16 protein-coding genes are annotated in these 19,348 nt (G+C 37.9%); all 16 read left to right on the top strand.

Features of this window, described 5'->3' with window-relative positions; translation table 11 throughout:
* Positions 1-569, top strand: a 569-nt coding sequence (locus FNN09_RS20025) for a transposase (protein WP_143304273.1), incomplete at its 5' end; no start/stop codon positions are given.
* A 26-nt stretch (positions 570-595) separates the two neighbouring features.
* On the top strand, positions 596-877 hold the full coding sequence (locus tag FNN09_RS20020; protein WP_143304272.1) for a hypothetical protein: 282 nt from the start codon (positions 596-598) through the stop codon (positions 875-877).
* A 565-nt stretch (positions 878-1,442) separates the two neighbouring features.
* Positions 1,443-1,994, top strand: a complete 552-nt coding sequence (locus FNN09_RS20015; protein ID WP_143304271.1) for a DJ-1 family glyoxalase III — start codon at positions 1,443-1,445, stop codon at positions 1,992-1,994.
* 188 nt (positions 1,995-2,182) lie between these two features.
* Positions 2,183-5,395, top strand: coding sequence for an ATP-binding protein (locus tag FNN09_RS20010; protein WP_185969080.1), 3,213 nt, complete (start codon positions 2,183-2,185; stop codon positions 5,393-5,395).
* Positions 5,396-5,435: 40 nt separating this feature from the next.
* Positions 5,436-5,921, top strand: coding sequence for a hypothetical protein (locus FNN09_RS20005; protein WP_143304269.1), 486 nt, complete (start codon positions 5,436-5,438; stop codon positions 5,919-5,921).
* Positions 5,922-6,037: 116 nt separating this feature from the next.
* Positions 6,038-6,619 (top strand): RNA polymerase sigma-70 factor, encoded by a 582-nt coding sequence (locus FNN09_RS20000; protein WP_143304268.1) that lies wholly within the window; start codon positions 6,038-6,040, stop codon positions 6,617-6,619.
* Between the two features lie 40 nt (positions 6,620-6,659).
* A complete protein-coding gene (locus FNN09_RS19995) occupies positions 6,660-7,604 on the top strand; it encodes a FecR family protein (protein WP_143304267.1) in 945 nt (314 codons plus the stop codon).
* A complete protein-coding gene (locus FNN09_RS19990) occupies positions 7,601-9,172 on the top strand; it encodes a carboxypeptidase-like regulatory domain-containing protein (protein WP_143304266.1) in 1,572 nt (523 codons plus the stop codon). The genes FNN09_RS19995 and FNN09_RS19990 overlap by 4 nt, the downstream gene beginning before the upstream one ends.
* Positions 9,159-9,848 carry an ATP-binding cassette domain-containing protein gene (locus FNN09_RS19985; RefSeq protein ID WP_143304265.1) on the top strand — a complete coding sequence of 230 codons (690 nt, stop codon included), beginning with the start codon at positions 9,159-9,161 and terminating at the stop codon, positions 9,846-9,848. Before FNN09_RS19990 ends, FNN09_RS19985 begins: the two co-directional genes overlap by 14 nt.
* 1 nt (position 9,849) lies before the next feature.
* On the top strand, positions 9,850-10,581 hold the full coding sequence (locus FNN09_RS19980; protein WP_143304264.1) for a hypothetical protein: 732 nt from the start codon (positions 9,850-9,852) through the stop codon (positions 10,579-10,581).
* A gap of 16 nt (positions 10,582-10,597) precedes the next feature.
* A complete protein-coding gene (locus FNN09_RS19975) occupies positions 10,598-11,149 on the top strand; it encodes a TlpA disulfide reductase family protein (RefSeq protein ID WP_143304263.1) in 552 nt (183 codons plus the stop codon).
* 385 nt (positions 11,150-11,534) lie between these two features.
* The gene (locus FNN09_RS19970; RefSeq protein ID WP_143304262.1) at positions 11,535-13,799 is read left to right on the top strand and encodes a DPP IV N-terminal domain-containing protein; all 2,265 of its coding nucleotides are present in this window, start codon (positions 11,535-11,537) and stop codon (positions 13,797-13,799) included.
* An 18-nt stretch (positions 13,800-13,817) separates the two neighbouring features.
* Positions 13,818-15,209 (top strand): aminopeptidase P family protein, encoded by a 1,392-nt coding sequence (locus tag FNN09_RS19965; protein ID WP_143304261.1) that lies wholly within the window; start codon positions 13,818-13,820, stop codon positions 15,207-15,209.
* Between the two features lie 9 nt (positions 15,210-15,218).
* On the top strand, positions 15,219-16,181 hold the full coding sequence (locus tag FNN09_RS19960) for an ornithine cyclodeaminase family protein (RefSeq protein WP_143304260.1): 963 nt from the start codon (positions 15,219-15,221) through the stop codon (positions 16,179-16,181).
* Between the two features lie 114 nt (positions 16,182-16,295).
* Complete coding sequence (locus FNN09_RS19955) at positions 16,296-17,336, top strand: proline racemase family protein (protein WP_143304259.1); 1,041 nt, start codon at positions 16,296-16,298, stop codon at positions 17,334-17,336.
* 212 nt (positions 17,337-17,548) lie between these two features.
* Positions 17,549-19,183, top strand: a complete 1,635-nt coding sequence (locus FNN09_RS19950) for a dipeptidase (protein ID WP_143304258.1) — start codon at positions 17,549-17,551, stop codon at positions 19,181-19,183.
* The last annotated feature ends 165 nt before the right edge of the window (positions 19,184-19,348 follow it).

Raw genomic sequence — 19,348 nt, 5'->3', positions numbered from 1 at the left:
CGCCCAAAGGCATACGCGAGTTACGGGATTTAACTCGTTACAAGCGTAAAGTTATTGAGCAGGTTTCATCAGAAAAGAATCGCATACACAAGTTGCTTGAAGATGCAAACATAAAATTATCGAGCGTAGTTAGTAACCTTAACGGTGCCACAGCTACCAAAATAATTGATGCGATGATAGCTGGCGAAGAAGATGTTAAAGAGCTAGTGAAGCTTCGTCATGGTAAAATGCAATCCTCAGTAGAAGAGCTTGCTGCTTCCCTGAAAGGAAAACTGACGAAACATCATCGATTTATGCTTCAAACGGTTAAGGCATCAATAGAAAGCAAACAGGAGATTATAGCAAAAATAGACGAACAAATAGATAAGCAGTTAACGAACTGTGAATTGGAACTTGATGCTGAGTTATTAACAACCATTCCTGGCGTTGGCAAGGAAGGAGCGGCATATATTTTAGCGGAGATCGGCAATAATATGGATCAGTTTCCAAATGAGCAACATTTAGCTTCATGGGCAGGGATGTCTCCGGGAAGCAATGAATCGGCTGGTAAAAAAAAAGCACCCGAATAACACATGGAGATAAATATCTTAAGGTTTTGCTAGTGCAATGTGCATGGGCAGCAACGAGAACAAAAAACACCTATCTACGCAGTAAGTATGATAGTCTTGTAGGACGCAGAGGTAAGAAAAGAGCATTAGTAGCAATAGGACATAAGATCCTGATAGCCGCCTACTACATTCTACAAGATAAAGTAGCTTACAGAGAGCTAGGGGCAGAGTATTTACAAGAGATTAAAAAGGAAAAACAAATTAAAAGACATATTCAACTCTTAAAAGAAATGGGAGTTGAAATAGAGATTAAAAAAGAAGTTGCCTAAAGGTCGATTTTTACTGGAGGTTGAAATATCCATATTCAGATATGGANGAGTAAGTATGATAGTCTTGTAGGACGCAGAGGTAAGAAAAGAGCATTAGTAGCAATAGGACATAAGATCCTGATAGCCGCCTACTACATTCTACAAGACAAAGTAGCTTACAGAGAGCTAGGGGCAGAGTATTTACAAGAGATTAAAAAGGAAAAACAAATTAAAAGACAGATTCAACTCTTAAAAGAAATGGGAGTTGAAATAGAGATTAAAAAAGAAGTTGCCTAAAGGTCGATTTTTACTGGAGGTTGAAACATCCATATTAAGATATGGAAACCCCGTACATGAAACTGACTTCAAACGCTAAGCACACAAGACTATTGCCTCGAGCATGAATATGAAAATTTAACTTCTTGGCGTTTACAACATATTTTGAAATAAACTCTATGTCAAGGATATAACAAAATTATAATCATATGAAACGACCATGTAAATTTAGCATCTAATTTTTCACACAGGGGGATGATAAAATTTACTTGAGAGTTCCATATGGCAAATGAAAGAAAATTATAATCATATGAAAAAGGTAGTCGTATTTTTAGCTGATGGCTTTGAAGAAGTTGAAGCCATTACTCCAATCGATGTTTTAAGGAGAGTTGATATTAAAGTTACAAGTGTTAGTATTAGCAATACGAAAGAGGTAACCGGCTCACATAACATTACAATAATAGCCGATCAATTATTAAAAGATACTGATTTCAGCGCTTTTGATGCAGCCATTTTGCCCGGCGGAATGCCTGGCACACTTAATCTGAACGATAACGATCAATTAAAAAAGATTATTCTTGACTTTGACAAAGACAACAAAGTTATAGGTGCTATTTGTGCTGCCCCATTGATTTTAGGTGAGCTTGGACTTTTAAAGAATAAGAAAGCTGTATGCTACCCTGGCTTTGAGAAACACCTTACCGGAGCCTCAATTGAAAAAACACCTGTTGCTAAGGATCATAACTACATAACAGGCAACGGGATTGGTGCTGCAATGCTTTTTTCTCTTAATTTAGTAAATGAATTGTGCGGTACTGAAACCGCCGACGAATTGGCACGTACAATGATGGTGCATAAATAAAAAGAAAGGACATAAAGCCGTTGCTCCTGTCCTTTTCTCTAACCTAACCCAAATCTATGAAAAAAATCTATAAGGGTAATCCCAATTAATATGCCAAACTAATCGAGATTACCTTATCAATGGTTAATTAAGGTAATCAAATGTTAATCAAGCACTTTAACTCAAGATTTGGTAAAACACATTGCATTATGCTCAGGTATATTTTACTACTTAAATTAGCACTACTAACAAGTATTCAACTATTTGCAACAGATATTAAATTCAAATCATATCAGTTGGAAGATGGCTTGTCTAATAGCACAATCAAGTGTTTTTACAAAACGGAAAATGGTTTAATGTGGATTGGTACCGAACAAGGCATTGATTTATTTAACGGACAGGGCTTTATTCCACTCCATCAATTTATTACGGACTCAACCCACACATTGCAAGCTCCCGTAACAAGTATAACTACCATTAGTGAATTGCAAAACAATCAATTGTGGGCTGGCACCTGGGGCGATGGCTTATTCAACGTTAACATTGAAACTGGAGAATACCGACACTTTTGGGCATTACCAGAGCTTAGCAACTCAACCATTAGTGATAATTATATTAACTGCTTAACTACGTTTGAAAACAACCTATACATAGGTTCCAACTACTGCCTTAGTGTTTTCAATAGTAAAAACCAATTCATACATTACGATTTTGCTGAGATATTAAGAAAAGGTATCCCCGACATAAGAGCAATTGTTCCTAAGGACGAACACTTGCTTAGCATTTTCACGAATTCTGGTGAAATAATTGAATTCAATACTCACACAAGCACTTACAAAAGAGTTGGTGAGATTGAAGGCTCAACTAACAACATCACTAAAGTTATTAGAGACCATCAGAATAAGTATTGGATTGGCACCGAATACAATGGCCTAATTTTATTAAATGAGGACTATGAATTACTTCAGCTACCAAAGCAACTTGCTAGTGAACTAAACCAATCACATATATCTGATATCATATGCCATCCTAAATACGGTACGTTTATTAGTTCAGATGGCGGCGGTTTATATATTATAGATAACAATAACTACTCCGTTCAGCGCCTTACTCAAACAAACAGCAAAAATACCCTTACAAGCAATCAACTGGAAAGTCTATTTCTAGATGATGATGGTATTTTATGGGTTGGGTATTTTAAAGCAGGCTTTAGCAAAGCTAATTATGAAGGAGATGGTATTCGACACATTTATCAATCAGATAATGAAAGACAACTGTTGCCCAATAAAAATGTGAATGGCTTTGTAAAAGATAGCAATGGCTTATTATGGGTTGCCACCGAAAATGGCATTAGCATTCTTAACCAAGATTTTAAAGCAGCCAATCGCTCCGGCATATATGCCGAGGCAATAAAAGTACTCGAAGGCCTGCCTGTTACTTCGCTAACAGCTAACATACATTCAAATATTATATATGCGGGTACCTATAACAATGGACTATTCTGCATTAATCTTAAAAACAATAAGATATACAACTATAACAAATACAATTCAAAACTTACCAGTAATTTTATCAGAGATGTAAAAGCAGCCAATGACACGCTCACCTATGTGGCTACTGTCGATGGTGGTTTATATAAATTTGAGGATCAACAATTCACTAAAATTAAGGTCTACCACCAAAATCAATACGAATTACTCGATTTCTTTCACATTGAAATTATTGACACGAACCACCTGTGGCTTTCAAGTGCTGGCAAAGGAGTTATTAAAATCAACACCTCTACAGGCTCTGGCGAAATGTATCAATCGGTAGGCTCACATATCTCTTACAGCACATGCGTAACCGTAGACTCGGCTATTTACATCGCTACTAATAAAGGTGTTTATCAATTAAACAAAACACTCAATGACTTTGAGTTGATAAAAACAATGCCTACTGACATCAACTATTATGGTATTATTGAAGTCGATAGTGCTTTATGGTTGAGTACCTCTTCAGGTCTACTGAAATACAATCGTATCTCTGCAACCGTTGAAAACATCAACAGTATAAATGTGCAAGGAAAAGAGTTTCATCCCGGAGCCTTTTACAAACTTAATAATACACAATTATTGTTTGGAGGCACAAATGGTTTTAACATTATCAATACAAAAAAATACCAGTCAAAGCCCAAAGACTCATTTGTTTTTATTAGCGAATTTAAGATTTACAACAAGCTTGTTAAACCATTACAACAGTATGCCGATAACTTATTCTTACCACAGCAAATTAATTACACAAAAGAAATAACCATACCGCATCACGTTGATTTATTTAGCATCCATGCCAATGTAATCAATTATAAAAGTCATGGTAATAACGGCATCGTTTATACAATTTCTGATGATGCCAAAAGTGGCAAAACCTATACTTCCAATGGCGACATTTCGTTTTTGAATATCAAACCAGGCAACTACAAACTAAGCATTTACCCAATTAACAGCACAAACAACAAACCCATTGTTGATGCGGCGAAACATATAATGATAAAAAAACGCTTACCATGGTGGCAATCTTACTGGGTATACATTGCTTTTTTTATACTCATTACCATTACCATATTGTTCATCCACCGAATGCGTGTTAAAGAGTTAAGTAAAACCAAGCTTGCTCTACAGAAAAAAGTCACAGAACGCACAGCTACTTTATTAAGCCAAAAAGAAAGATTGCAACAACAAAAGCTTGAGCTGCAGCAGTCCATTGAACACAACAAGCAATTAGAATCGTTTAAAGAAAGTATGATCAATATGATTGTGCATGATTTAAAAAACCCGTTAAATGGCATTATTGGGCTTTCATCATTAAACGAAAGCGAATACCTTGAGCACATTAATAGTGCTAGCCGCCAAATGCTTTGTTTGGTTGAAAACATATTAGATGTTCGACGCTACGAAACCCACTCTTTAAAACTTTTTTATCAAAATTGCGACATACGACAACTGGCTAACGAAGCCATTGATGAAGTTCGTTTTTTATTAAAAGACAGCCAGATAGAAATACTCAATTTAATAACGCCTATGCAGCTTAGTGTTGATAAGGATATAATGCGACGAGTATACATCAACCTTTTAACCAATGCCATTAAGTACAGTTCAGTCAATGGACAAATTTCTCTAAGAAGTATACTTAAAGAACAGCCTAATGAAAAATCATTACTTTTGTCGGTAAGCGATGAGGGACGTGGCATACCGCAGGAGTATCAAGAAAGTATTTTTGACCTTTATCAGCAGGTAGATACAAAAAAGTCAGGTCAGGCTAACTCCAATGGACTAGGTTTAAGCTTTTGTAAAATTGCAATTGACGAGCACAATGGCAAAATATGGGTTGAATCTGACAGAGGAAAAGGCGCCACTTTCTTTTTTGAAATACCTTATAAATAAACCTAACACACTTAAATAAAGTTTAACCTTAATTTTTAAAATGAAGAAGCAATTAATGACAATCGCTCTATGCGTTGTGGGCTTGGCTGCCTTTGGTCAGGTGAAAAACAAACACGCCATTGGAGCCAGAATTGGTGCTGGCAACACCTTTGGATCACAAGTAAGCTATCAGTATGGCATCTCAAATTACAACAGAGTAGAAGTAGATTTGGGTTTTAATACCAATAACAATGGCACTGGTTTTAATCTATCAGGCGCTTACCAATGGGTTTGGGATATTGAAAGTGGTTTTAACTGGTATGCCGGACCAGCAGCTACCCTTGGATCATGGAGCTATAGCAATGATTACAGTGGAAGCGGGGATTCAGGTGTGTACCTTGGCATTGGAGGACAGATTGGTGCAGAGTACAACTTTGAAGAAGTACCAGTCAACCTTAGCTTAGATACGATGCCACAATTTGGCTTTGGCCCAACAGATCAAAATTTCAACATGGGTCTATCACTTAGTATTCGCTATGCTTTTTAAATAGCACAAATAATCTAATTAAAATAGAGGCTCATGTTATTGACATGGGCCTTTTTTCTTAAAAAGATTTATACAGAATCTAAAATAAATTACATTTGAGGACTAACAAAAACCTGATGAGACCATCCTCTAATGAACAAAAACTATTCAACGATCTTAAATCGAGTGATAAAAGAGCATTCGATTCACTATTCAAATTATACTACACTCCACTTTGTCGGTTTGCCTTAACCATTATCCGTTCCGAATCAATGGCCGAAGAAGCTGTGCAAGACACGTTTGTTCATTTATGGGAAAAGAGAACAAAAATCACGCAGGCTACTAATGTCAAATCTTATCTTTTCAAATCGGTATACAATCAATGCTTATGGTTAATAAAAAAGAATAAAACACAACGCTTCTACGAAAATAAATATGCTCTTGAAGCACCTACAGAGCTAAGTGATGAAGAGCAACAAAACTGGGAAGCCTTTAAAACCTATATCCAATCGGCCGTTAGTAACTTACCAGATAAATGCCGACAGATATTTTTGCTACGTCGTTACGAAGGTTTAACAAATACAGAAATTGCTGAATATTTAAACCTGTCAATCAAAACAGTTGACAACCAACTATCTATTGCCATTCACAAACTAAAAAAGGAACTTCATCCACATATTAAAAACCTGATAATTGTAATTTTTATTGGAAATCTTTAGGGGTATTTAATTTGGGCTTCCTCTTTAAAGAAAAAAGCCCATGCCCAAACAGGCTCCTATAGATAAAATTCTTTCAAAGCTTGATTCATCTATAACACCACAGATGAAACGCGAGCTTGACGAATGGAGAAAAACATCAGCTGATAATGAATCGTTTTTTAAAGCATTCAGCTTTATTTGGTCCGATAGCTCTTTCAGCAAAAGCCATTTTTCACCAAACGTAAATAAAGCCCTATTAAAAGTCAATAAGCGTATAACGCGTCGCCGTATCATAAATCAAATAGGCAAAGTGGCGGCCATACTAATGCTATTCATTGCTATTGGTAGCACCATTGCTATATTATCAAAGAAAACCGATCAACAAGTTATTATAACAAGCAATCAGCAGCAGATTCACTTACCCGATAGTACGTGCGTAATACTAGCTCGTGGGAGTAAAATTACTTATCCAATTGAATTTAATGGTACAAAAAGAAAAGTAACACTCATAGGAAAAGCTTGGTTTGATGTTACTCATAACAACAAACAACCATTTATTGTAGAAACGGCTAATGCCTCCACCAAAGTTCTGGGCACAGAATTCACCATTATTGCTAATAGCAACCAAGCAACACAAGTTTTTCTTGATAAAGGAAGCGTAGCATTCAAAGAAAAAAGAGCTTTCAGCAACACATACATATTAAAGCCAGGAGAATCCATTCAATCCATTGATGGACAATATAGAATTAAGCAACTCTCGAGCCGAAATGCCTCTGCATGGGCCACTAAACAACTAAGGTTTAAGAACACTCCTCTTTTTACGGTTATTCAAGAGATTGAAGACTATTATAATGTAAAAGTTATACTGCAAACATCACAAATTGGGCAACTGCGTTTTAGTGGTAGTATTAAAGAAAATAGCGCCTATGATGCACTAGACATAATTGCCCTCACTTTACAATTAAAGCTAAAACAAAATAACAACACCCTAACCCTATCATTATGAGACAATTCTTTTTCATAATCCTTTGCTTGTTTTTTTCACTAATAATTGCTCATGCACAAAAAACCACTCACTTCTACCTGGATAGCATTGCCAAAGCATACGAATTGGAACTCTGCTTTAGCGAAGATTTGGTTAATCTTCAGAAAACTATTTATATCACACTAGACTCGTTGGCTGTTGAAGATTGCATCCATAAACTTTCTTTTGAAAGTCATTTAGATATCCAGCTAAAAGGTAACAACCTTATTGTAACTAACCCTAATGAACAAACCATTCGTATAAGTGGCAAGCTAATTGACTTACATTCGGGTGAACCTCTTCCATTTTCTCATATAATACAACGCGATTGGGGCATTGGCTCTATCACAAATTCAGAAGGTGAGTTTGAAGTAAATATTCCATCTATCTTATCTGGTTTTCCACTCAACTTTGCTTGCATGGGATACGCCGACACAACCTTAACAATACCTGAAAAGGACTGCAAAAGTTTGGAAATTACTTTACGCCCTAAGCCATACAACCTCAACGAAGTATTGGTACTACCCAACGGCAATACAGCAGAAGACTTAGTACGCATGGCAACAAAACATATCAAACGTAATTACCATCGAAAAACAGCTCAAATGGAAGCCTTTTATCGCCGAACAGGATTTAGGGATTCCACTTTTACGCAATTAATTGAAGCGACCTTACTAATTGAAGATAAAGGAATAGACATGCCCACTACAACAACAAAAATTAAGTTAGTAGAAATACGAAAAAGTAAAGACTACCTCATTCCATTAAGTGCCAAATACAAATGGGCATATAAAAGAATGGAGAAGTTTATACATGGCGGACATAGAAATACTTTTTACCGAGCTTATAACAATCCAGTACGCGCCTACAAAAACGAATGGTGGTACAAGCCCCTGTGTGATTATGAAACTTTTAAATATGAACTTGAAGGCGCGATGTGGTTAGACTCCGCTAAGGTCTATAAAGTAAAATTTGAATACAATCAGCTATTTCCCGATGGCACTAGAGCATCTGAGAGCAAAAATTTCTTTAGTGGAGGTTACATATATATCGATGCGGAGGATTATGGCATTCATCAATTACAATACTTTGACAAAGCAAAGGAACGAGATGATATACCTCATCAAAAAGAAATTCGTAAACTATTTAATAGAAATTCGATCATCAGCTTTCAGAAAATCAACCACAAATACTACTTGAAATATACGAAGGCGCTGGTATTTCCTCAAGCAAAAATGCTCATATACGAAAACCCCGATGCAGAAGAGAAAGATAGAAGGATAAAATCTCATCAGTGGGCAGAACAACTACTTGTTATTACCAATATAATAACTGACCGCAAACAACGCGAACGCATACGCTTAAAAGAACAGTTAGATAAACATGAAAACTCTTTTGAGCAAAACTACCCCTACAACCCTGAATTTTGGGAAAACTATAGCATGATAAAGCAAAGACCATTACCTGAAAAAGCCATTGAAGATTTACAATGGGAAAAATCACTTGAGTTACAATTTGAAGAAAACAGCACAGCTAATGTTGAAAATTAATAAATTAAATCATTGCTATGGCAAACAGCTTATTATTGACCAATTATCAATAGAAACAAGTACTAGCGGATTACATGTTTTTGCTGGCACCAATGGAAGTGGCAAATCCACATTGTTCAGATTAATAGCTGGTTTTGAGATACCATCGAATGGCACTATTGAAATAAACAACATACACTATGCAGAAAACTACCGCAATCAATTGGGTATTTCTTTAGAACCATTTAAAACAGAACCGAACCTTACTGTTTCACAAATACTAACAATGGCCCAGCTAGAGAAAAGTGTGAACTCTAAAACTATTGATCATTGGTTACAATTTTGGGAATTGAATGAGGCCATTAATAAACGTTTTAAAGAATTATCTGTTGGCATGATAAAACGACTTTCATTGATAATCTCTTTAATTGGTAATCCTCAAATACTTATTTGGGATGAGCCATTCAACGGGCTCGACCCATTGGGCATCGAAAAATTACACGATCTCATTGAGCTTGAAGTTCATGCTGGCAAATTAATTCTCTTATCCACACATTTATTAAATGAGCTTTCCAACAGCATTGAGCAAGCCTATATTATGGACAGTGGTCGTATAAAAAAAATACTGCGTAAGGATGAATTAAATAATAATAAAGATAAATCAACCATCTTAAAATATTTACAAGCCCAAGCCTAATATGTTAAAACGCTATTTAAAATTCGAATACCAGCTTATGGCTAGCTGGCGAACACTTATTCCTCTACTTGTTCTCGGCTTAATATTGCTATTATCGTCGTTTTTATCACTTTGGTCTGGGAGCAATGACCATCTTATGGATAGAGCTTTGGCCAAACACTTAGTCCAAAGTACCCTATCATCAACTTTACCTGCCCTTTTCTTTGCCATGTGGCTAATACAAATGGTTTCACACCTATATACATCAGGCTACTACAGTAGCTTATTATATTTCGGTAGTTCAAGAGCAAAATTGTTTATCTACTGTCAGGTTCAACTAATCGTCTACCTCATTATTTTTCTTTTTATCAACTATATTGCTAACGTGTGTGCTGGCTTATTCTTCGGTGTCTTTCCGTGGCAACTAATTACCCAACTTAACCTTAACAGCCTATTGTCATTCTGTTTATTTTTGTTTGCCATTGGCAACGCAGCTCTATTCATTGGTCTTCTTAAACCCAGTCACTTAATTGTACTGCCTTTCTTTTTTTATTGGCTGATGGAATCATGGCTGGTGAGTCTCCTTAGTCGTAAATTTGAAGTGGACTATTTTCAAATGGCTCCTCTGTCTAGTTTTAAAGCCATTGTTGGAAATGCAGTATTAAGTCCTACTATGATTCTGGTCATTAGCCTCTATGTTTTAGCAACCATATTCCTAATTCAACGAGCCATACTTACAAAAAACTTCAGATAACCTAGCAAGCAACGCAATGATTAAAAAAGGTCCACTCATAATTTCCTGCTGTTTCATCTTGTTATTAATTAGTAACAATGTTATTTCTCGATGGCAACAAACCAATGTATTTCGCAATTACACTAGTATTGATGAACCCATACGCAAAATATTGCAACAGGATGATTTTTTAGCTGATGAAAGTAACAATCGAATTTTTGTCATCAACTTATGGGCTACCTGGTGTCAGCCGTGTGCTAAAGAAATACCCCATTTAAACAAGTTAGTTGATACATATGAGCGAGACGGTGTTTTGTTTTTGGCCATCAACAGTGAGCAAGAAAAGGATGTTATTGAATGGCTCGACCTCCAGAAAAATGATTTCATCTATTTCCACCTGCATAATCATCGCGACCTGTGCGATTACATTTTTCAACTGAATCCAGATGAACAGTTTAAAATAGGTCAGAAACCTCAACATCTTCCTAGTAATCTAATTATCAGCAATGGTAAAATTGTCTATTTTAAGACTGGATATAGCAAAGAAAGCATAGAAGAACTTGAAACAGCACTTCAAAAATTATTATAAGATACAGATAAGAATGATAACCTGAATAAAATCAGGTTATCTATATTTTTCAGTATTAGGCACGCCGAAATAATTTGAATTTATTACATTGCAATCCCTTACAAAGAAATTGTAATGAATTTACGAGCAGCAAATATCTCATATTCAAAACAGTGCTTTACTCTACAAAAGCACTCAATGCTGCATTTATCCTTTTCATCCATTGCCTTGGTAAGTCTTTATGGCCGATTTGGCATGGGGCTATTCGAGTGTTGGATATTCTAAACACTACTTTCTGAATTAATTATTTGAGGTGGTTTCAAAAACCATCTTCATCATCATACACCATCACTTAACACAAGTGATGAAAACAAACTAAACTATTTTAAAAGTAAATTAAAGAACGATGAAAAAGATTCTTTTTCTTTTAGGTATCACTTGCTATCTGGCTACGGCAAATAGCCAGATTAGCATTGACACAACCGACTACAAGCATGCCGAACAATTTATCTCAGCCAACATTACCAAGAAATACTACACCTCGTGGGTTAATCCACAAAGAGTGAAAGGAGCTGATTTCTTTTGGTATAGTATCTCCACCAAAAATGGAACGGAATACATTAAGTGCCTTGAGAAAACAGGTGAAAAATCACCCCTTTTCATGCAAAAACAGCTGGCAAGACTATTAAGTGAGGAGTTAGATAAAGAAGTTAGTACCTACCAACTTCCAATATCATCCATTAAAGTTGAAAAAGATGGAAGTTCCATACAATTTAAAGCAGAAGAAAAGTGGTATAACTACGATATTGCCAACAATAACTTATCGAACTACAAAAAGGAAAAGACTCAAAAGCTATCCGCTCCATCTCCTGACAAATCGAAAGTAGCAGTTGTTCATAACTACAATATTTGGATAAAGACAGGAAATGACTCTGTACAAATTACAAAAGACGGAACTCAAACGTATGGCTATGCCGTATCGCCATCGTGGTACTCTGTAAAAAACATCGAATCAGATTCTGATCATCCTTTGGAGTTAGACATTAACTGGTCGCCCGATGGGCAATACATTATTGCCAGCAAAAATGATCGTCGTCAGGCACGTAACCTTTACTTATACAAAGCATTACCAGAAGATGGACATCGTGCTGAAGTAAGGGAATATGAACGTCCTCTTGCGGGTGACAGTATTGTTGCTACCAAAGAATTCATCCTGATCGATGTAAACAAAGGTTCGTATAAACTATTGGACATACCCGCCAAAGCCACCTTTTTGCCTTATGGCTTTAATTGGACAAAAGATGGCAGTAAGGCCTACCAGATTAGTTACAACAGAGGTTATCAATCTGTTGATGTTTTTGAAGTGACAACCAGCACTGGAACAACAAGAACTCTCTTTACTGAGAGCGCACCTACGTATGTAGATCCTAACACGGGGGATTTAAAAATACTAAATAAACAAAAGCAATTACTTTGGTTATCTGAACGTGATGGATGGCAACACATTTATCGGATTGACCAGGAAAGTGGAGAGCTTATTAATCAGGTTACCAAAGGCGATTATGTGGTACGTGATATTAAATATGTTGACGAAAAAAATCAACGAATCTTCTTCACTGCAGGAGGTAAAGAAGCTGGCATCGATCCCTACTACCCCATTTTATATTCTGTTCGCTTCGATGGTAAAGGTTTAAAAAAACTAAGCCCTGAAGATGCTCATCATACTGTATTCTTCTCAAAAAATGGCGAAACATTTGTAGATAATTACTCTACCGTACAAGAGCCTAACATAGCTGTATTGCGCCGTAGTAAAGACGGTAAGACAATTGCACATTTAGAAACAGGTGACATATCGGAAATATTGGCCATGGGTTGGCAAAAACCAGAGCCATTTAAAGTAAAAGGACGTGACGGCCAAACAGATATTTACGGCGTATTATTCAAACCTCGCAATTTTGACCCTACTAAAAAGTATCCCATCATTGAAGGTACTTATAGTGGTCCACAAACCATTAGAGCACCTAAAACATTTTACCGTGGTCTATCGAACGATGATACCCCACTAACACAGCTTGGTTTTGTCATGATCAACATTGATGGCATGGGATCGGCATTTCGTTCTAAAGCTTTCCACGATGTATCGTATAAAAACTTAGGTGACATTGGTGGCCCTGATAAAATGATAGCCATCAAAACATTGGCTGAGCAATACCCATGGATAGACGCCAGCCGAGTTGGCATATTTGGCCATTCAGCAGGAGGTTATGACGCCGCACGCGCACTATTAGCTTATCCTGATTTTTATAAAGTTGGTGTGGCAACAGCTGGCAACCACGATCACCGCTCTGCAAAGGCATGGTGGCCTGAATTATACATGGGCTATCCAGCTGGTAAACATTATGATGAGCAAAGTAATTATTTCAATGCCAAAAACTTACAAGGCGATCTTTTAATCGTGCATGGCGACATGGATCAAAATGTAAACCCAACAGCTTCAATGCGTTTGGCAGCTGAATTAATCAAAGCCAACAAAGATTTTGAAATTCTGTTGATCCCTAATAAAGATCATAGTCAGGTTTATTACGACAAATATCTTATTCGCAAGCGCTGGGATTTCTTCGTAAAACATCTGCACAAGCTTACGCCTCCAAAAAATTATCAAATTAAATAACTACAAACCATCACTATCATGTTTTCAAAAGAAACCTATATCAAACGTCGTCAGCAGTTAGCAAAGGATGTTGACAAAGGATTATTACTATTTATTGGCAATTCAGAGAGTCCAATGAACTACGCCGATAACACCTATCGCTACCGCCAGGATAGTAGTTTTCTGTATTTTTTCGGCCTTAACCACCCTGATTTAGTCGGTGTGGTAGATGCCGAAACAGGCGATACGGCTGTATACGGAGATGACTACACCATTGACCACATTGTGTGGATGGGTAATCAACCTACCATTGCAGAAAGAGCAGCCACATGTGGTGTTAACAAAGCAGGTACCACTGCCGAACTAACTGAAACACTTGCTGCAGCCCAAAAGGCAGGTCGCCCGATCCACTTCCTACCTGTTTATCGAGGCGAAAGCAAGATTAAACTACTCGAATGGTTAAATATTCAACCATCAGAGATAGCTACTAAAGCATCACTTGAGCTAACATTGGCAGTTGTTAATCAACGTAACTATAAGTCCGACGAAGAAATTATTGAAATTGAAAAAGCGGTTAACACAACCGTTGAAATGCACCAGGCGGCTATGCGAACTGCTCGTCCAGGCATGACCGAGGCTCAAATTGCTGCAGAAGTAGAGCGCATAGCTTTGGCTGAAGATGGCTCTATTTCATTCCCAGTAATCGCAACCATCAATGGTCAGACACTCCATAACCATTATCATGGCAACACTCTTAAAGATGGTCAGTTATTCCTATTGGATGCGGGTGCTGAAACCAACATGGGTTATGCAGGTGATATGTCCAGTACTTTCCCAACTGGCAAAACATTCAGTCCGCGCCAACGCGATATTTATCAGGTGGCCTTAAACTCCCATGAGAAAGCCATTGAAATGCTGAAACCAGGTGTTTCTTTTAAAGAAATATATTTGGAGTCGGCACGTGAAGTGTTACGAGGAATGAAAGATTTAGGTTTTGTGAATGGCAATATTGATGATGCAGTATCAGCTGGTGCACATGCCATGTTCTTCCCATGTGGTTTAGGTCATATGATGGGACTTGATGTACACGATATGGAAGATTTAGGTGAGCAACATGTAGGATACGTAAACGAACTGAAAAGTACCCAGTTTGGCATGAAATCTTTACGCTTAGGACGTAAGCTGGAACCAGGCTTTGTACTTACCATTGAACCAGGCATTTACTTCATTCCACAATTAATTGATAAGTGGAAAGCTGAAAAACATTTGACAGAGTTCTTAAATTTCGATAAACTTGAGGAATACAAAGATTTTGGTGGTTGCAGAAATGAGGAAGACTTCCTGATTACAAATGATGGATATCGTTTGTTGGGTAAACCTTTGGCTAAGACTATCGAAGATGTTGAGAACGAACGCCTAAAAGCTTTTTAATACATAAATATGCGAATTTTATCTTCACAGATCATAGAACAAATAGCTGAACCAACTTTATGGACAGACATGATGGAATTGGCCTTATCAACGGCCGATGACAAGGATTATTTCACACCTAATCGTATGCATGTTGACGTTAACGATGACACTTTGCTTTTGATGCCATCGGTGGGTCCTGATTTGTTTGCCACTAAGTTAGTATCTGTGTTTCCTGAGAATATAAAAAAAGGTAAAGCCGCCATTAATGGTACCGTTATTTTAAATGACGGTGCCACTGGCGAGGCTTTAGCTATTCTCAACGGAGCCAAGCTAACAGCTATGCGAACAGCTGCCGTAGCCTGTGTTGGTATTCGTCATTTATCCGATCCCTTAGCAACTACCATAGGTGTTATTGGTGGAGGAGCTCAAGGTCGACATATTGCTTGGCTTGCAAGCCATGAGCGCGACCTCGAACGTGTCTATGTTTATGATCGCTCCCCAAAAACCATTGCTGAATTTATCAGTTTCATGGCCGATAAATGCCCCCATGTAGATGTAGCTCTTTGCGAAGATGCCCAACAAGTAGTTGTTAACAGCGAAATAGTGATAACTGCTACCTGTTCAACAGAACCTGTTATACCCAACCTCGAAGATCTGATCTTAGGAAAATGTTTTATCAGTGTTGGTTCCTACAAACCAGATATGCGCGAACTTCCAGAATCAATATTTCGATTGGTAGATAGCGTCTGGATCGATGCTGAACATGGTAAAACTGAAAGTGGTGACTTAATATTTCCTCTTGAACAACAACTAGTTAAACCCGAGCAAGTAAAGCATTTATCGCTACTCATTGAACATGCCAATGAGCTGGGTTTCAGAGAAACACGACTATTCAAAACAGTTGGACATGGCATTTTTGATTTATTTGCAGCTAAGTTAGTATACGAAAAAGCTTGCGAAAACAAACTAGGCGAGGAAGTGGATTTATAAATAGTCGAACGCTTAAGATGTGGCTATGTAAGTTATCAACAAACTTTCATACACCTCTTCTTGCAAATAGCCTCCGCAGCCTCAAGCCTAATCTCATTATTTTTTATACAAAATATGATTAAGCTGAACAATTGGAATTGGACGCCACCCAAAGGGTGGCTACAAATACAAACCGTTGACCTGCACACTGGCGGCGAACCTTTGAGAGTAATCTATGGTGGTTTACCCGAAATAAAAGGTGCTAACATCCTAGAAAAGCGTCGGTATTTTAGAGATAACCTGGATCATATACGCACAGGCACCATGTTTGAACCACGTGGACATGCAGATATGTACGGCGCCCTTATAACGGAACCCATTAGCGCCAATGCTGACTTCGGCACTTTTTTCATACACAACGAAGGGTACAGCACCATGTGCGGTCACGCTATTATTGCCCTGACGAAGTTAGTATTCGACACAGGCATGATACAAAAAGAGGGCGATGAACCACAATTGGTAATTGATGCCCCTCCGGGACTTATTCGTGCCACAGCGCACCGAAAAAACAACATCGTTGAAAAAGTTTCGTTTTTGAATGTTCCCTCCTTTTTACTTCTTGAAAACGAAACCATAGATGTAGAAGGTATTGGACTTGTTACCTTTGATGTGGCCTACGGTGGTGCTTTTTATGCTTTTGTAGATGCTGATAAGCTGGGTATTGGCATGGAAGAAAAGGACTATAACCAACTAATTGATTGGGGACGTCGCATCAAATATGCGGTAATGGATAAGTATGAAATAAAGCATCCATTTGAAGAGGACCTTAGCTTTTTATATGGTACAATTTTCACAGGCAAGCCTAAAGATGCCAATAACCACAGTCGCAACGTTTGTATTTTTGCCGAAGGAGAGGTTGACAGATCTCCAACTGGTTCAGGCGTTAGTGCCCGAGCGGCGTTGCATCATGCCAAAGGAGATCTACAAAAAGGAGAACGCATTACCATTGAAAGTATTTTAGGTACAACAATGCAGGTAGTGGTATGCGAGGAAAGCACTTATGGACCCCATAAAGCAGTAGTACCACAAGTAACCGGCACAGCTCATTTAACAGGGAAAAATGAGTTTTGGTTCGATCCACAAGATCCATTAAAAAAAGGATTTATTTTTAGATAATCGTTCATCAATAAAATACCCAGAGAATTCGCTTTTAAGCATTTTAACCACCTCCCCACTTCGTGGTACTCCTCCTTGGCAAGAAGGAGGAGAGGGATGAAAAACCGTCCCCTCCTGAATTTTAGGAGGGGTGCCGACAGGCGGGGTGGTGTAATTAGTTTTAAAAGCAATTTCCCTGATAAAATAACACAGATGAAAATAAACTTAAACATATGAGAACAATATTCATATCACTTATTTTATCACTAAGCATCTACAGTCATATAAATGCCTGCACTGTAATTGCTATTGGAAAAAAAGCATCAGTCGATGGTTCAGTCATCGTTTCACATACTGATGCGGGACCAGATTGCCGACTGAATCTCGTGCCTAGTCAAACACATCAAGCTGGTGACAAAGCGTCGGTTTATTGGGGCATGATCGAATCGGGGCGCCCCTTGGGTGATTATGGCGAAGTAATTGGTCAAATTCCGCAGGTGGAACAAACTTATGCCTATTTTCAAACTGCCTATCCACAAATTAACTCTAAGCAGCTGGCAATTGGAGAAAGTACCCTTAGCCAACGAGCTGAATTAATGCTTGATCGTTCCGTTTGTGAACAAATAATGACCATTGAACAGGCACAAGCGTTTGCTTTACAAAGGTGTACCACAGCAGAAGATGCTCTTCAACTCATCACCCAATTATTGGAAACATACGGTTTTCTACCATCCTGTGTGGACGAAAGTGAATCGTTGGTTATTGCCGATACTGAAGAGATATGGGTTTTGGAAGTTTTTAGTGTAGGTAACGAATGGAAGAAGGAAAGTGGTAAGCCAGGATGTATTTGGGCTGCACAACGAGTGCCTGATGATCATGCAATGATAATTCCGAACTGGAGTATTATAAAACAAATTGATATTGAGGACAAGGATAACTATCGTGCTTCGTCAAACTACAAGCAGGAAGCCATTGATCGAGGCTGGTACAACCCTGATTCGGGATTGCCATTTATTTGGCAAGAAGCCTACTCTCCTTTCCCACGCGAATGGTCCACTTCACGTTTTTGGTTATTTTATGCGACCTATGCTCCCAACTTTAAAGAGTGGCCAGACCGCTTTACCGAGTCTGTGTGGGAAGGTGAAAATCAATACACCCAATATGTAGAGCCATTATCAAGCTATCCTTTTTCTGTTAAGCCAGAGAAAAAAATGTCGGTTCAGGATGTCATGGCATTTCAACGCTCTACATTTACAGGCACTGTTTACGATAAGGAAAATGCGTCTACTTGGTACTATCCTAACGAAGATGGTGAGATGATCAAAAGCGCTTTTGCCACACCCTTCCCAACCATTGAAATGCGTAGGGTAATGAATATTAATAGCCGTAGAAATGTTGCCAGAGCACGTGGTGAATATGGTATGGTTGCCCAATTACGCGGATGGTTACCCGATGAAGTTGGCGGTGTATATTGGTTTTATGTGGATAACGCCTACACCAGTGCCTATGTACCAATTTACACCGGTGTAAGTGATGTTGCCGAATGCTACAAAGTGTATAATCCAGCTTATTATCAAGACAATAGTATTCGTTGGGCAGTAGATTTTGTCGATAACCTTATGTATCTGCGTTGGCAAGATGCTTCTGAATTATTGCGCTCAAAGAGAGAGCCAATGGAGGCCCGTTTTTTTGCGGAGCAAGCTGATGTTGATGAAAAAGCTCAAGCGCTACTCAAAAAGAATCCGAAAAAAGCAAAGGCCTACCTTACACAGTTGACCATCGATCGGATGAATGAAGTTCATCAACTTTTTAAAGATCTTAAACTCGATATCATTTCAGAATATACCAATAACAAGCAAGGTATTTAATCTGAATTAAATAAAAGTCAACTATAAAGAGGGTGTCCAAAAACGGATTCCCTCTTTTTTCGTTCATAATCAATTGATTACAGCTGAGTTAGTTTGTTCATGTGCCTGATATTTAGTATCTTAAAAGCATGAAACAAATCAATTTCAAGCCCTATAATCAAGGTC

Origin of the sequence: Carboxylicivirga sp. M1479, from assembly GCF_007097485.1 — a bacterium.
Taxonomy (GTDB): domain Bacteria; phylum Bacteroidota; class Bacteroidia; order Bacteroidales; family Marinilabiliaceae; genus Carboxylicivirga.
Note: the sequence above shows the minus strand (reverse complement) of the source record. Positions and strands in the feature narration are given on the sequence as shown.

Coding starts and splice junctions, on each gene's coding strand:
- FNN09_RS19970 (WP_143304262.1), top strand. CDS start 11,535: ATGAAAAAGATTCTTTTTCTTTTAGGTATCACTTGCTATCTGGCTACG.
- FNN09_RS19985 (WP_143304265.1), top strand. CDS start 9,159: ATGTTGAAAATTAATAAATTAAATCATTGCTATGGCAAACAGCTTATT.
- FNN09_RS19960 (WP_143304260.1), top strand. CDS start 15,219: ATGCGAATTTTATCTTCACAGATCATAGAACAAATAGCTGAACCAACT.
- FNN09_RS20005 (WP_143304269.1), top strand. CDS start 5,436: ATGAAGAAGCAATTAATGACAATCGCTCTATGCGTTGTGGGCTTGGCT.
- FNN09_RS20015 (WP_143304271.1), top strand. CDS start 1,443: ATGAAAAAGGTAGTCGTATTTTTAGCTGATGGCTTTGAAGAAGTTGAA.
- FNN09_RS19965 (WP_143304261.1), top strand. CDS start 13,818: ATGTTTTCAAAAGAAACCTATATCAAACGTCGTCAGCAGTTAGCAAAG.
- FNN09_RS19975 (WP_143304263.1), top strand. CDS start 10,598: ATGATTAAAAAAGGTCCACTCATAATTTCCTGCTGTTTCATCTTGTTA.
- FNN09_RS19980 (WP_143304264.1), top strand. CDS start 9,850: ATGTTAAAACGCTATTTAAAATTCGAATACCAGCTTATGGCTAGCTGG.
- FNN09_RS20010 (WP_185969080.1), top strand. CDS start 2,183: ATGCTCAGGTATATTTTACTACTTAAATTAGCACTACTAACAAGTATT.
- FNN09_RS20000 (WP_143304268.1), top strand. CDS start 6,038: ATGAGACCATCCTCTAATGAACAAAAACTATTCAACGATCTTAAATCG.
- FNN09_RS19995 (WP_143304267.1), top strand. CDS start 6,660: ATGCCCAAACAGGCTCCTATAGATAAAATTCTTTCAAAGCTTGATTCA.
- FNN09_RS19950 (WP_143304258.1), top strand. CDS start 17,549: ATGAGAACAATATTCATATCACTTATTTTATCACTAAGCATCTACAGT.
- FNN09_RS19990 (WP_143304266.1), top strand. CDS start 7,601: ATGAGACAATTCTTTTTCATAATCCTTTGCTTGTTTTTTTCACTAATA.
- FNN09_RS19955 (WP_143304259.1), top strand. CDS start 16,296: ATGATTAAGCTGAACAATTGGAATTGGACGCCACCCAAAGGGTGGCTA.